Below are 13,158 nucleotides of genomic sequence, written 5' to 3' on the forward strand. Positions count from 1 at the left end.
GTTCTCCAACGCCGTCTACACGAACCTGCACGCCGCCGCCACCGGCTCGATGAGCGTCGCCGACGCCATCAAGGCGATCTCCGACGTCGCGAACCAGCAGGCAGGCAATTCGTGATCCCCGCCCCGCGGAGGTCGGCCACGCCGACGCCGCGGGCGGACGACACCGTGCGTGACGAGGTGGTCCTGGCCGGTCGCAACGACCGGCCGGCCCGGACCACCCGTCCGCTGGTGCGGCGCTTCGACGCGCTGCCCTACGTGCTCGTCGCCCCCGTGGCGATCTTCATCGTCGGCCTCGCCATCGTCCCGGCGCTGTTCACGATCATCGAGTCGTTCTTCACGGTCGACGAGCTGAACCCGCCCACGCGCTTCGCCGGCCTGGGGAACTTCGTCCAGCTGCTGCACAACCACGCGGTGACGAACAGCGCGGTCAACACGGCGCTCTACGTCGTCGTCGGCGTCACCCTGTCGACGGTGCTCGGCATGGCCATGGCGGTGCTGCTGCAGCGCCCGTTCCGGGGCCGGGGCCTCGTCATCGCGATCCTCATCCTGCCGTGGGCCCTGCCCGGGGTCGTCGAGGGCATCCTCTGGTCCGGCATCTTCGATCCCAACGCGGGCCTCATCAACTCCCTCATCGCCACGTTCCACCTGGGCGCCGGCGACGGCGTCCTGCTCGGTCAGAACCGGCTCCTGACGGTCGGCCTCATCGGGCTGGTGCAGGTGTGGCAGATGACCCCGCTCTCGACGCTGCTGATCTTCGCCGCGCTCCAGCTGATCCCCGAGGAGCTCTACGAGGCGGCGGTGGTCGACGGCGCGAACCAGTGGCGCCGCTTCACGGCCATCACGCTGCCGCTGGCACGGCCCGGCATCGCGGTCGCGATGGTCCAGGCGCTCATCGCCACGCTCAACATCTTCGACCAGCCCTACGTGCTGAACGGGGCGGCCTCGACGGGGTCCTCCGTGACGATGGAGACCTACTTCGTCAGCTTCCAGAACCTCAACTTCGGTCAGGGCTACGCGCTCTCGCTCGTCGTCGCCCTCGTGACGGTCGCGCTCTCCCTGCTCGTCGTCCGCTTCATCTACCGGAAGGTCGAGCTGTGAAGTCGCGACGCCACCCGCTGCGCACGGTCGGGCTCGTGCTGGTCATCCTGTGGTCGATCGTCCCGATCTACTGGGCGACGAAGTCCAGCCTGCAGACCGAGAGCGCCGCCCGCTCCCGCCCCACCCAGTACGTGCCGCTGCACCCGACGCTCGCCAACTTCCGCGCCCTGCTCGTCGGGCAGGGCAGCGTCGCCACCGGCATCCGCCACTCGCTGGTCAACATCGTCATCGAGTGCGCCGCGGCGACGGTCGTCACGGTGACGCTCGCCGCCCTCGCGGCCTACGCCTTCGCGCGCTTCCGCTTCAAGGGGCACACCGTGCTCTTCTACACGGTGCTGGCCACGATGGCGTTCCCGCCGTACACGACGCTGATCCCGCTCTACCGGATCATGAGCGCGTTCAACCTGGTCAACACCTACACGGGCATCGTCCTGGTGTACGTGTCCGGCTTCCTGCCGCTGGCGGTCTGGGTGCTGCACAACTACTTCGCCAGCATCCCGGCCAGCATCGAGGAGGCCGGCCTCATCGACGGCGCCGGCCGGCTTCAGGTGTTCTGGCACCTCGTCCTGCCGCTGGCGATCCCCGGCGTGATCTCGATCGCCCTCATCACGTTCCTCTTCGGGTGGGCGCAGTTCCTGTTCCCGCTCGTGCTGTCGACCGACCTGTCCACCCAGCCGCTGACCGTGCTCATCGCGGCGCTGCAGGGCCGGCACATCGTGCCGTCCACGCTGATGAGCGCCGCCGGGATCCTCGCCATCGCGGTGCCCGCCGTCATCGCCCTGGCGTTCAACCGCTACATCGTCAACGGCCTGCTCGCCGGGAGCACCAAGTGACCCGGCGGCCGGCCACGGCGACGCACCACGAAGGAGACCTGGCATGACCGACGCCCTCGACGACATCCTCGGCCGCCACCGCGGCGGCGAGGCGGTCGGCATCACCTCGGTGTGCTCGGCCAGCCCGCTGGTGCTGCGGGCCGCCTGCGAGCAGGCCGTGGCCGACGAGGCCGCCGTGCTCATCGAGGCGACGAGCAACCAGGTGGACCAGTTCGGCGGCTACACCGGGATGACGCCGGCGGGCTTCCGGGACCTGGTCGGCGACATCGCCGACCGCGCGGGTCTGCCGCGCAGCCGCATCGTCCTCGGCGGCGACCACCTGGGCCCGAACGTCTGGCGCTCGCGCCCCGCCGCCGAGGCGATGGACCGGGCGGACGACCTGGTGCGCGCCTACGTCGAGGCCGGCTACACCAAGATCCACCTCGACTGCAGCATGGCCTGCGCCGACGACACGCTGCCGCTGACCGACGAGGTCGTCGCGGGCCGCGCCGCACGGCTGGCCCGGGTCGCGGAGGACGCCGCCGAGCGCGCCTTCGGACGCAGCGAGCTGCGGTACGTCGTCGGCACCGAGGTCCCCGTGCCCGGCGGCGCCCACGAGGAGATCGCCGCACTGACGCCGACGTCGCCCACCGCGGCCGCCGCCACGATCGAGGCGCACGCCAAGGCCTTCGCAGCCGCCGGCCTGCACGCCGCGTGGGACCGCGTCGTCGCCCTCGTCGTGCAGCCCGGGGTCGAGTTCGACGCGGTGCAGGTCGTCGACTACGACCGCACCCGGGCGCGCGACCTCAGCCGGATGATCGAGGGCCGGCCCCTGGTCTTCGAGGCGCACTCGACCGACTACCAGACGACCGCGAACCTCGCGGCGCTCGTCGAGGGCCACTGGGCCGTCCTCAAGGTCGGCCCGGGCCTGACGTTCGCGCTCAGGGAGGCGCTCTTCGCGCTGGCCGCCGTCGAGGCGGAGCTCGTGCCGGTCGGCGAGGCCTCGCGGCTGCCCGACGTCGTCGACGACGTGATGGTGCGGCAGCCCGGGTGGTGGCACGGCTACTACGAGGGCGACGAGTCCGCGCAGCGGCTCGCCCGCCGGTACAGCTACAGCGACCGCCTCCGCTACTACTGGCCCGACCCGCGGGTGTCCGCCGCCGTCGAGCGGCTGGTCAGCAACCTGCGCGCGACCCCACCTCCCCTGCCGCTGCTCAGCGCGCACCTGCCCGAGCAGTACGCCCGGGTGCGCGCCGGCGCCCTGTCCCCCGACCCGGTCGCCCTCGCGCTCGACCACGTCCGCGACGTGCTCCGCGCCTACGCGACCGCCTGCACCGCCGAGACCTCTAGGAGACTGTCGTGACCACTCCCTCGAGCACCACCGCATCGGACGGCGCACCCCTCGCCGCGCTGCGGTCGGCGGGCCTGCGTGACGCCCGGGCCGGGGCGACGGGCCGCGAGATCGCCCAGCAGCCCGCGATGTGGCGCCAGGTCGCCGCCGACCTCGCCGCGCGGCGCGACGCCGTCCAGGGCTTCCTGGAGCCTCTCCTGGCGCTGCGGGACCTGCGCATCGTGCTCACGGGCGCGGGCACCTCGGCCTTCGCGGGCGAGCTGCTCGCCCCGGCGCTGACCGCGCGGCTGCGCCGCCGGGTCGACGCCGTGGCCACCACGGACATCGTGTCCAACCCGCGGGAGGCGTTCGCCGAGGACGTCCCGACGCTGCTGGTCTCGTTCGCGCGGTCGGGGGACAGCCCCGAGAGCGTCGCGGCGACGCTGCTCGCCGACCAGTCGCTGCGCGTCGTGCACCACCTCATCGTCACGTGCAACCCCGACGGCGAGCTGGCCCGCGTGCACGGGGACGCCGAGCGCTCCCTCGTGCTCCTCATGCCGCCGGAGACGAACGACGAGGGCTTCGCGATGACCTCGAGCTTCACCTCGATGGTCCTGGCGACCTGGCTCGCGCTGACGGCGGGCGACGGGGCCGACCTCGTCGACCGCGTCGCCGACGCCGGTGCCGGGCTGCTGCGCGAGCGCGCGGACGCCGTGGCCGAGCTCGCGGCGCGGCGCTACCGGCGGATCGTCTACCTCGGCAGCGGCCCCCTCGCCGCGCTGGCACGGGAGTCCGCGCTCAAGGTCCTCGAGCTGAGCGCCGGGAGCGTGATCAGCTACTTCGACTCGTCCCTCGGGTTCCGGCACGGGCCGAAGTCGGTGATCGACGGCGAGAGCCTGGCGATCGTGTACCTGTCCAACGACCCGTACACGCGCCAGTACGACGAGGACATCGCCGCCGAGCTGCGCCAGCAGATGTCGGACGAGCACGTCCTCGTCGTCGACGCGCGTCCCGGCGCAGGTGTCGGGCGCGAGTGGACCGTGCCGGGGCTCGAGGACGCCCCCGACGTCCTGGTGGCCCTACCCTTCCTGCTCGTGGCCCAGCTCTTCGCCCTCGACACGTCGTTGGCGCTCGGGCTGACCCCGGACTCCCCGTCGCCGTCGGGCCAGGTGAACCGCGTCGTCAAGGGCGTCACGGTGCACCCCTACGACGGGCGGTAGCCCGTGTTCCTCGGCGTCGACGGCGGCGGGACCAAGACCGCCCTCTGCCTCGTGGCCGACGACGGCCGGGTGGCGGCCCGGCTGCGGGCGCCCAGCTGCTACTACCTGGGCAAGCGAGAGGGCATCGGCCTGGTCACGCGCGTGCTGACCGAGGCCGTCGCGGAGGTGTGCGGCCTGGCCGGGATCTCCCCCGCGCAGGTCGCGTACGCGTTCGTCGCGCTGCCCGCGTACGGCGAGGTCAGCGCGGACGTCCCGGCGCTGGACGCGGCGCCGCGCGCGGCCCTCGGCCACGACCGGTACGCGTGCGGCAACGACATGGTGGCCGGGTGGGCCGGCTCGCTGGGTGCGGCCGACGGCATCAACGTCGTGGCCGGCACGGGCTCGATCTGCTACGGCGAGCGCGACGGGCGGCGGGTCCGGGTCGGCGGCTGGGGCGAGCTCTTCGGCGACGAGGGATCGGGGCACTGGATCGCGATCCGTGGCCTGCAGGCCTTCTCCCGGATGAGCGACGGCCGGCTGCCGGCCGGCCCGCTGCTCGACGCGGTGCGTGCCCACCTCGAGGTGGCCGCGGACCTCGACGTCATCGACGTCACCATGGGCCGCTGGCACGGCGACCGGCGGCGGGTGGCCGCGCTGTCCACGGTCGTCGCGCAGGCGGCGGAGCGCGGCGACCACGAGGCGGGCGCCATCCTCACCCAGGCGGCGGCCGAGCTCGTGCAGCTCGTCGACACCGCCCGCCGCCGGCTCGGGTACGCCCTGGACGAGCCCGTCGCCGTGTCCCACTCGGGCGGGGTGTTCTCGGCGGCGCCGGTGCGCGACGAGTTCGTCCGGCTCCTGCGCGCGGCGTCGGCCGACTACGAGTTCCGCGAGCCGCTGTACCCCCCGGTCGTCGGCTCGGCGCTGTACGCCGCCCGGCTCGCGGGGACCCCGCTGGCGCCGTCGGCGCTGGCGCGCCTGCGGGACGAGGCGCAGGCGTGAGCCGACCGCTCGAGGACACGGCCGACGAGGTTCGTCGTGCCCGCCGACTGGGCCGCGGCATCGGCGCCTTCAACGTCGTCCTGCTCGAGCACGCCGAGGCGATCGTGGCGGGCGCCGAGCGGGCCGGTCTGCCCGTCGTCCTGCAGATCAGCCAGAACTGCGTCGCCTACCACGGCGCGTTCGCACCGATCGGGCTCGCGGCGCTGGCCCTGGCGCGGCGCGCGAGCGTGCCGGTCGTCGTGCACCTGGACCACGCGGAGGACCCCGACCTGGTGCGGGAGGCCGTCGCGGCCGGCGTGGGCAGCGTGATGTTCGACGGCTCGCGCCTGCCCTACGAGCAGAACCTCGCGGCCACGCGGGCCGTCGTGGCGCACTGCCACGCCCACGGCGTCGTCGTGGAGGCCGAGCTCGGCGAGGTCGGCGGCAAGGACGGCGTGCACGCGCCGGGGGCGCGCACCGACCCGGCGGAGGCCGCCGCGTTCGTCGCCGCAACGGGCGTCGACTGGCTCGCCGTGGCCGTCGGCACGTCGCACGCCATGGTCGAGCGGGTCGCCACCGCCGACGTGGACCTCATCCAGGCGCTGGCCGCCGCGCTCGACGTTCCCCTGGTGCTGCACGGCTCGTCCGGGCTGTCCGACGAGGAGCTGGCCGGGGCGGTGCGCGCCGGGATCACCAAGGTGAACGTCGCCACGCACCTCAACGTGCTCTTCACCACGGCGCTGCGGGCCGCGCTCGACGTCCCCCGGCCGCCGGTCGACCCGCGACGGTACGTCGCCGCGGGCCGCGCGGCGGTGGCGGGCGAGGTGGAACGGCTCCTGCGGCTGCTCGCCGCCGCGTGAGGTCAGCCGGCCTCGGGCACGGCCGGCTCCCCCAGCGACAGCATCAGCCGGTTCGCCCAGGCGAAGAACGCCGCGGACTGCACCACGTCGACGATCGCCTGGTCGTCGAAGCCCTGCGCGCGCAGCGCCGACACGTGCACGGGCCCGAAGCGCGGCGGGGTCGCCGTGAGCGCGGCGGCCGCGTCGACCACCGCCGTCCAGCGGGGGTCCTGCGCCGCGCCGATCCCCTCGTCGAGCAGCCGCTGGACGTCCTGGCGGCGGTCGGACAGCCGGGCCGCCAGCCGGGAGTGGACGCTCGCGCAGTAGACGCAGCCGTTGCTGCGCGACGCCGCGGCCGCGACCAGCTCGCGCTCGGTGCGCGGCAGGCCGGCGTTGACGTTGTAGAAGATGTCGTTGTCGGCGCGGGTCCGGGCGCCGAGGACCACGGGGTCCCGCACGAGCAGCCGGAAGTACGGGCTGGCGACGCGGCTCCGGTCGGTGAGGGCCGCGTAGTCGTCCTCGGTCAGGTCGCCCGTGGCCTTGGGCCGCAGCCACGGCACCCAGTCGAGCTGCGCCTGCGTGAAGGCGTCCGGCCGGCGCAGTCCCCGGTGCTCGATCACCGCTGCGTTCATGTCAGCTCTCCTTGAGGACGGCCAGCCCCGCGACGACGCGGAGCTGGAAGTGGGTGAAGGCGACGAGCTGGGAGATCGTCACGATGCCGTCGACGCTCCAGCCCGCGTCGAGGAGTGCCCGCAGCGCGCCCGGGTCGGCGTCCCGCGGGTGGTAGGTCAGCAGGTGGGCGTGCTCGAGGGCGGCGGCCAGGCGCTCTCCGGCCACGGCCCGCAGCTCGTCGGGCGCGAGCCAGCGCGGGCCGGCCTCGTCCTCGACGCTGAGCGGCCCGGCCGGGTACGAGCCGTACGGCCCACGGGTGACGGCGGCCGGCAGGGCCGCGACCAGGGCGGCGAGCACGGCGGGGTCGAGCGCACCCAGCAGGTCCGCGTGGTGCTCGGCCAGCCCGTCGGCCCCGCTGAGGGCGGCCACCCACCAGGCGATCGCGGCGCGCTCGAGCGCGCCGGCCCGCTCCAGGTCGGCCGGCGCCGCGACGAGGCCGTCGTACGTCGCCTGCGCGTCGCTGCGCGCCACCGGGCGCCGGGAGCGCAGGTCGTCGAGCCGGCTGCCGGGCGTGATCCCGACGAGGGCGTCGATGAGGTCAGCCACGGTGGGCCTCCTTCGTGGGGTCGGGGATCCAGCCGAGGGCGGGGGCGACCTCGCCGGCGATGAGCTCGAGGGACCGCAGCAGCACCTCGTGGGGCGGGTCGATCGGGTGGGACTGGAAGACGAGGTCTGTCGCGGCCAGGAGCACGTCGTCGGCCTTGAGCTCGGCGACGACCCGCTCCGGCGTGCCGACGTGGAGGTCGAAGAGCGCCAGCAGCTCCTCGCGCGAGGCCCCCGCGGGCACCTCGACGCCGAGCGCGCGCGCGGCGCCCAGGCTGCGCTCGATGCCCCGGTCTGCGAGGCGCTCCGCGGTGAGCTCGTCGTCGACGACGACGAGGTTGCGGGAGCCGAAGACCCGCGGGCGGACGCCGGCCGGCAGCGCGGCGCGGTAGGCCTCCACGACGCGGCGCTGGGTGTCGGCCAGCGTGCCTTCGGTGTGGGGCTGCGTCTTGGAGAGCATGAGGCCGAAGCCGGCGGCGCCGATCCGGGTGGCGCCCTCCGCGGAGAACGTCGCCTGCCACAGCGTCTCCAGCAGCCCCGGCGCCGCCGGGTACAGCGCGCCGCCGTCGTTCGTCAGCACGTCGCCGCGCAGCGCGCCGACCAGCTGCTCGGTGTGCCGGGCGAAGATCGCCGAGCGGTCCGTCGGGTCATGCCCGAACGGCGGGAAGGAGCTGGGCGTGCCGCCGCTGCCGATCCCGACCTCGAGGCGGCCGCCGGACAGCAGCCACAGCACCGCGGCGTCCTCGGCGACCCGCAGCGGGGCCTCGAGCGGCAAGGTGATGATGCTCGTCCCCAGCACGATCCGGGAGGTCTGCGCCGCCGCGTGCGACAGCAGGACGAGCGGCGAGGGCAGCCCGCCCTCGTGCTCGTGGAAGTGGTGCTGGGCCACCCACGCGGTGTCGAAGCCGAGGAGCTCGGCGCTGCGGACCTGGTCGAGGGCGAGCCGGTACCGCTCGTCGGCCGTCGTCTCGTCGAGCACCCGGGTGAAGAAGCCGAGCCGTTGCCGTGTCATGCGGGGACCGCCTTTCCGAGGTAGGCCTCGTGGATCCGGGGGTCGTCGAGCAGCTCGGCCGCGGTGCCCCGCAGCGCGATCTGCCCGGTGGCGAGCACGTACCCCCGCGAGGCGATGGACAGGGCGAGCTCCGCCTGCTGCTCGACGAGCAGCACGGCGACGCCGAGCTCGCGGTTGAGCCGCGCGATCTCGTCGAGCACCTGGTCGACGAGCCGGGGCGCCAGGCCCATCGTCGGCTCGTCCATGCAGACCAGCCGCGGCCGGCTCATCAGCGCGCGGGCGACCGCGAGCATCTGCTGCTCGCCGCCGGACAGCGTCCCGGCCTGCTGCCGGCGGCGCTCGGCCAGCCGTGGGAAGAGCTCCCGCATGCGGTCGAGGTCGTCGGCCACGCCCGCCCGGTCGCGCCGCGTGTAGGCGCCGGCGCGCAGGTTCTCGTCGACGGTCATCTCGGGGAACACCCGGCGGGCCTCGGGGACCGACGAGATCCCGGCCCGCACGCGGTGGGCGGTCGACCGGTGGGTGACGTCCTCGCCGGCGAGCCGGACGACGCCGGCCCTCACCCTCGTCAGGCCGAGGATCGCCTTCATCGTCGTCGACTTGCCGCTGGCGTTGCCGCCGAGCAGCGAGACGATCTCGCCCTCGCCGACCGTCAGGCCGACGCCGCGCAGCGCGTGGAACGGGCCGTAGGAGACGTGGACGTCCTCGAGCGCCAGCAGGTCGCTCATGCTCGCTCCTCCGCGGCGACGCGGCGGCGGCCGAGGTAGGCCTCGATCACCGCGGGGTCGGCCCGCACCTCGTCCGGCGCCCCCTGCGCGACGATCCGGCCGCCGTCCATGACGATCACCCGGTCGGACACGGTCATGACGAGGTCGAGCTTGTGCTCGACGAGGAGCATCGCCTGCCCCTCGGCCTTGAGCTCGAGCAGCTGGCCCAGCACCTCGGCCGTCTCGGACGGGTTCATGCCGGCCGTCGGCTCGTCGAGCACCAGCAGCTTCGGGCGCGGCGCCAGGGCGCGGGCGATCTCGGTGCGGCGGCGGTTGGCGTAGCTGAGCGAGTACGCCGGGTCGTCGCGCCGCGGGCCGAGCCGCGCCTCGAACCGCTCGATCTCCGCCGCCACCGTGGCGTCGATCGCCCGCCGCTCGCGCCGGGCGGCCGGCGTGCCGACGACCGCGACGACCAGCTCGCCCAGCAGGGCGACCCAGCGCAGCCCGACCAGGTGCGACAGCCGATGGAAGGGCCGGTGCGCGCGCAGCGTGGTGTGGAGCCCCACCTCGACGTTGTCCGCGACGGACAGGGCGGCGAACACGCGCCCGTTCTGGAACGTGCGCGCGATGCCGTGCTCGGCGATCCGCGCCGGGTCCGCAACGTCGATCCGCGTGCCGTCGAGGACGATCGAGCCGCCGTGGGCGGGGATCGCCCCCGTCACCAGGTTGAGGGTCGTCGTCTTGCCCGACCCGTTGGGGCCGATGATCGAGACGACCTCGTGCGGGCCGACGGTGAACGAGACGCCGTCCACCGCCGCCAGGCCGGCGAAGTGCCGGCGCAGGCCGGTGACCTCCAGCACGGCGGTCATGCGGTCCTCACCAGGATCCCGCCGGGCCGGAACCGCACCACGAGGATGAGCACCAGGCCGTACGCGATGATCCGCAGCTCCGGGGTGAACCGCAGCAGCTCCATCGCGCCGATGAGGACGAGCGAGCCGACGACCGCGCCGTACGGCAGGGAGACCCCGCCCATGATGACGATCGTCACGACGAGGAGGGACATGAGCATCGTGAAGATCGTCGGGTCGATGTACGTGTACTGGTGCGCCAGCAGCGAGCCGCCGATCCCGGCGAAGAACGCCGACACGGCGAACGCGAGGGCCTTGTAGTCGCGCACGCGGACGCCGGAGGCCAGCGCCGCGACCTCGTCGGACCCCACGGAGGAGATGACCTTGCCCAGGTGCGAGGCGCGCAGCCGCCACGTCACCAGGAGCGTGAGGGCGAGCACGCCGGCGTCGACGAGGTAGTAGGCGCGCGGCGTCGACAGCGGCGTGCCGGCCCAGGTCGGCACGGGGATCCCGTAGATGCCCTGCGGCAGCACCAGCTGGATGACGGCGACGATCGCGGTGCCGACCCCCAGCGTCGCGATCGACACGTAGTGGCCCTTCACGCCCCAGACGGGCGACGAGAGGATCGACGCGATGACGGCCGCGACCAGGCCGGCGACCGGCAGGGCCACCCAGAACGAGACGTGCAGGTGCAGGGTGAGCAGCGCGGACGTGTAGGCGCCGATCGCGATCGGCCCGGCCTGGCCCAGCGCGACGACCCCGGCCTGCCCGGCCGTGACGGTGAACCCCGCCGCGATGACCGCGTAGACGAGCACCTGGGTGCCGGTGGTCAGCACGTAGTCGTCCGCGACGAACGGGACGACGATCCCGCCCAGCACGAACGCCGCCGGCCAGACCCACCGCGGGACCCGCAGCGGCCGGCCCTTGCCGAGGAACGTGCCCGTCAGCGGCTCCGTGGCGATGAGCGGCACCTTGCCGAGCAGGCCGCCGGGCCGCACGACGAGGACGACGACGAGGACGGCGAACACGATGATCTGCCGGGCCGTGTCCCCGGCGAGGCTGATGCCGAAGGCCTCGACGATCCCGAGCACGAAGCCGCCGACCACGGCGCCGACGAGCGAGCCCAGGCCGCCGAGCGCGGCCGCGACGAACGCCGTCATGCCCGTCGTCAGGCCCGACGTCGGGTTGGCGACCCCGACGTAGAGCGAGACGAAGACGCCGGCGAGTCCGCCGAGGGCGGACGCGATGACGAACGAGAGGTGCTGCACCAGCCCGACGGGGATGCCCACCTGCAGCGCGGCCTCCTGGTCCTGCGCCGTCGCGCGGATCGCCTGGCCCACCTTGCCGTACCTGAGGAACGCCGACATGCCGAGCATCACCGTCGCCGTCACCCCGAGCATCACGAGGTCCGAGGTGCCGAAGCGCATGGACCCGACGTGCAGGTTCGAGGTCGGCAGCACCTTCGGGAACACCCGGAACTGCGCGGTGAACGCCAGCTGCGAGGCGTTGTCGAGGATCTGCGAGACCGCGTACGTGGACAGCATCGCCGCCAGCGGCAGGAACCTCGCCAGGGGCCGCACGACGGCGACGTTGACGAGCAGGCCGAGGCCCGCGCACACGACGAGGACCAGGGGCAGCGCCAACCAGAAGGGCAGCCCCTCCTGGGCCACGAAGAACCAGGCCAGCATGGCGCCCAGCCCGAAGAACGAGAACTGGGCGAAGTTGACGACGTTCATGACGCCGAAGACGAGGGAGATCCCGACCGCTCCGAGGGCGTACACGTTCCCTCGGAGCAGGCCGGCGACCAGGGTGTCGAGCACGGCGGCTCAGCCGTGGAGGGCGACCCACGTGCCGCCCCGCAAGACGGTCGGCGTGAGCTGCGGCGAGGCGACCCGGCGCGTCGCCGGGTCGAAGGTGATCGAGCCGTAGACGACGCTCGGCACGTCCTTCAGCTGCTGGAACCCCTGGAGGATGCCCTCGCGCGTCGCGCCGCCGAGCCGGGCGGCCGCGACCGCGACGTTCAGGGCGTCGTAGGCCCCGGCCTCGAAGCCCGTGACGGTCTTCTCGTTCGGGTACCTCGCCTTGAACGCCGTGACGAACGCCTGCACCGCCGGGTCCGGGTTGCTGGCCAGGAACTGCGCGCCGACCACCGACCCCTCCGCGTCCGGCGTGCCGTCGAACGACTGCTCGTCCTGCCCGCCGTAGAACGTGCCCTGGTACCCGATCGAGCGCAGCTGCGAGACGAGCTTCGCGGCGTCCGGGCCGTAGCCGATGTGGACGAACGCGTCCGGCTTGCCGGCCACGGCCTTCGTCAGCGACGGCCGGTAGTCGTCGGAGCTGTCGAGGACGCCCTCGGCGTCGGTGATCGTCAGGCCGACCTTGTCCGCCTCGGCCTTGAAGGCGGCGAACGCGGGGATGCCCCAGTCCGCCGTGTCGAGGTACGTGACGCCGACCGAGCTGACGCCCTGCTTCTTGATGTAGTCGGCCGTCCACTGGTACGTCGCGCTGGTGGTGATCGACGTGGACCACTGGTACTGCGAGCCCTTGGTGGTGAAGCTCGGGTTGGAGTTGTTGAAGCCGTACTGCAGCAGCTTGCCGGCCGTGTAGATCGGCGAGGCCGGGATGGACGCCGCCGACGAGTAGTCGCCGAAGACGAGGACGACGTCCTTGTCCCCCACGAACTTCTGGGCGACGGACACCGACTGCTTGGGGTCGGACTGCGAGTCCTCGTACTTCAGGGCCACCGGGTGGCCGTCGATCCCACCCTTGGCGTTGACCTGGTCGAGCGCGAGATCGAAGCCCTCCTTGAACTGCTCGCCGTACTGCGCGTACTGGCCCGTGATGGCGGCCGAGACGCCGAAGTAGACGGTGCCGCTGCCCGGTGTGGATGCGGCCGCGGAGTCGTTGAGGCCGCAGCCCGCGAGCAGGGCCGCGGAACCGAGGGCCGCGACGCCGGCCAGCAGGGCGCGGCGCGTGATGGTGGTCATGGAGGGGTCCTTCTAGTCGTGGGCGGGCACGGGCCCGGCCAGGGGTGTGGGGGGCGCGCCGGCCCGCGTCGCACGCGGGCCGTGGTGGGTCAGGCGGTGCCGGGAGGTCCCGGCGGCGGCCGCACGCGCCGAGGGC

Annotated in this window: 13 protein-coding genes; 6 read left to right on the forward strand and 7 right to left on the reverse strand. The window is 73.7% G+C overall.

The annotated features are described in order from the left end of the window. The first annotated feature begins 165 nt into the window (after window positions 1-165). The 6 genes from BGO37_RS12690 to BGO37_RS12715 are packed head-to-tail and all read left to right on the forward strand — an operon-like array spanning window position 166 to window position 6,277. Window positions 166-1,098, forward strand: a complete 933-nt coding sequence (locus tag BGO37_RS12690; protein WP_291755424.1) for a carbohydrate ABC transporter permease — start codon at window positions 166-168, stop codon at window positions 1,096-1,098. Then, complete coding sequence (locus BGO37_RS12695; RefSeq protein WP_291755426.1) at window positions 1,095-1,931, forward strand: carbohydrate ABC transporter permease; 837 nt, start codon at window positions 1,095-1,097, stop codon at window positions 1,929-1,931. The genes BGO37_RS12690 and BGO37_RS12695 overlap by 4 nt, the downstream gene beginning before the upstream one ends. 43 nt (window positions 1,932-1,974) lie before the next feature. Next, window positions 1,975-3,273 (forward strand): D-tagatose-bisphosphate aldolase, class II, non-catalytic subunit, encoded by a 1,299-nt coding sequence (locus BGO37_RS12700; protein WP_291755428.1) that lies wholly within the window; start codon window positions 1,975-1,977, stop codon window positions 3,271-3,273. Beyond that, window positions 3,270-4,460: an SIS domain-containing protein gene (locus BGO37_RS12705; protein ID WP_291755430.1), complete on the forward strand. Its 1,191-nt coding sequence runs from the start codon at window positions 3,270-3,272 to the stop codon at window positions 4,458-4,460. The genes BGO37_RS12700 and BGO37_RS12705 overlap by 4 nt, the downstream gene beginning before the upstream one ends. Window positions 4,461-4,463: 3 nt before the next feature. Beyond that, window positions 4,464-5,438, forward strand: coding sequence for an N-acetylglucosamine kinase (locus tag BGO37_RS12710; protein WP_291755432.1), 975 nt, complete (start codon window positions 4,464-4,466; stop codon window positions 5,436-5,438). Further along, a complete protein-coding gene (locus tag BGO37_RS12715; protein ID WP_291755433.1) occupies window positions 5,435-6,277 on the forward strand; it encodes a class II fructose-bisphosphate aldolase in 843 nt (280 codons plus the stop codon). Before BGO37_RS12710 ends, BGO37_RS12715 begins: the two co-directional genes overlap by 4 nt. A gap of 2 nt (window positions 6,278-6,279) precedes the next feature. Here the strand turns inward: BGO37_RS12715 and BGO37_RS12720 are convergent, their stop codons facing one another. Genes BGO37_RS12720 through BGO37_RS12750 form a run of 7 tightly spaced genes read right to left on the reverse strand, consistent with a single transcriptional unit; the run spans window position 6,280 to window position 13,022 of the window. Beyond that, window positions 6,280-6,888 carry an alkylhydroperoxidase domain protein gene (locus BGO37_RS12720; protein ID WP_291755434.1) on the reverse strand — a complete coding sequence of 203 codons (609 nt, stop codon included), beginning with the start codon at window positions 6,886-6,888 and terminating at the stop codon, window positions 6,280-6,282. Between the two features lies 1 nt (window position 6,889). Then, entirely contained in the window at window positions 6,890-7,474 is a 585-nt protein-coding gene (locus BGO37_RS12725) for a CMD domain protein (protein WP_291755436.1), read from the reverse strand. Next, the gene (locus BGO37_RS12730; protein ID WP_291755437.1) at window positions 7,467-8,483 is read right to left on the reverse strand and encodes a putative FMN-dependent luciferase-like monooxygenase; all 1,017 of its coding nucleotides are present in this window, start codon (window positions 8,481-8,483) and stop codon (window positions 7,467-7,469) included. Before BGO37_RS12730 ends, BGO37_RS12725 begins: the two co-directional genes overlap by 8 nt. Continuing rightward, the gene (locus BGO37_RS12735) at window positions 8,480-9,208 is read right to left on the reverse strand and encodes an ABC transporter ATP-binding protein (RefSeq protein WP_291755440.1); all 729 of its coding nucleotides are present in this window, start codon (window positions 9,206-9,208) and stop codon (window positions 8,480-8,482) included. The genes BGO37_RS12730 and BGO37_RS12735 overlap by 4 nt, the downstream gene beginning before the upstream one ends. After that, window positions 9,205-10,056, reverse strand: coding sequence for an ABC transporter ATP-binding protein (locus tag BGO37_RS12740; protein ID WP_291755442.1), 852 nt, complete (start codon window positions 10,054-10,056; stop codon window positions 9,205-9,207). Before BGO37_RS12740 ends, BGO37_RS12735 begins: the two co-directional genes overlap by 4 nt. Further along, window positions 10,053-11,855, reverse strand: coding sequence for an ABC transporter permease (locus BGO37_RS12745; RefSeq protein WP_291755444.1), 1,803 nt, complete (start codon window positions 11,853-11,855; stop codon window positions 10,053-10,055). Before BGO37_RS12745 ends, BGO37_RS12740 begins: the two co-directional genes overlap by 4 nt. A gap of 6 nt (window positions 11,856-11,861) precedes the next feature. Then, complete coding sequence (locus BGO37_RS12750; RefSeq protein ID WP_291755445.1) at window positions 11,862-13,022, reverse strand: ABC transporter substrate-binding protein; 1,161 nt, start codon at window positions 13,020-13,022, stop codon at window positions 11,862-11,864. Window positions 13,023-13,158: the final 136 nt, after the last annotated feature.

It is taken from the genome of Cellulomonas sp. 73-92 (assembly GCF_001898175.1).
Classification (GTDB): Bacteria; Actinomycetota; Actinomycetes; order Actinomycetales; family Cellulomonadaceae; genus Cellulomonas.

What these genes read in the sequence shown, in the direction of transcription:
- BGO37_RS12740 (WP_291755442.1), bottom strand. Translation starts at nt 10,056, where the DNA reads ATGACCGCCGTGCTGGAGGTCACCGGCCTGCGCCGGCACTTCGCCGGC.
- BGO37_RS12735 (WP_291755440.1), bottom strand. Translation starts at nt 9,208, where the DNA reads ATGAGCGACCTGCTGGCGCTCGAGGACGTCCACGTCTCCTACGGCCCG.
- BGO37_RS12700 (WP_291755428.1), top strand. Translation starts at nt 1,975, where the DNA reads ATGACCGACGCCCTCGACGACATCCTCGGCCGCCACCGCGGCGGCGAG.
- BGO37_RS12720 (WP_291755434.1), bottom strand. Translation starts at nt 6,888, where the DNA reads ATGAACGCAGCGGTGATCGAGCACCGGGGACTGCGCCGGCCGGACGCC.
- BGO37_RS12750 (WP_291755445.1), bottom strand. Translation starts at nt 13,022, where the DNA reads ATGACCACCATCACGCGCCGCGCCCTGCTGGCCGGCGTCGCGGCCCTC.
- BGO37_RS12730 (WP_291755437.1), bottom strand. Translation starts at nt 8,483, where the DNA reads ATGACACGGCAACGGCTCGGCTTCTTCACCCGGGTGCTCGACGAGACG.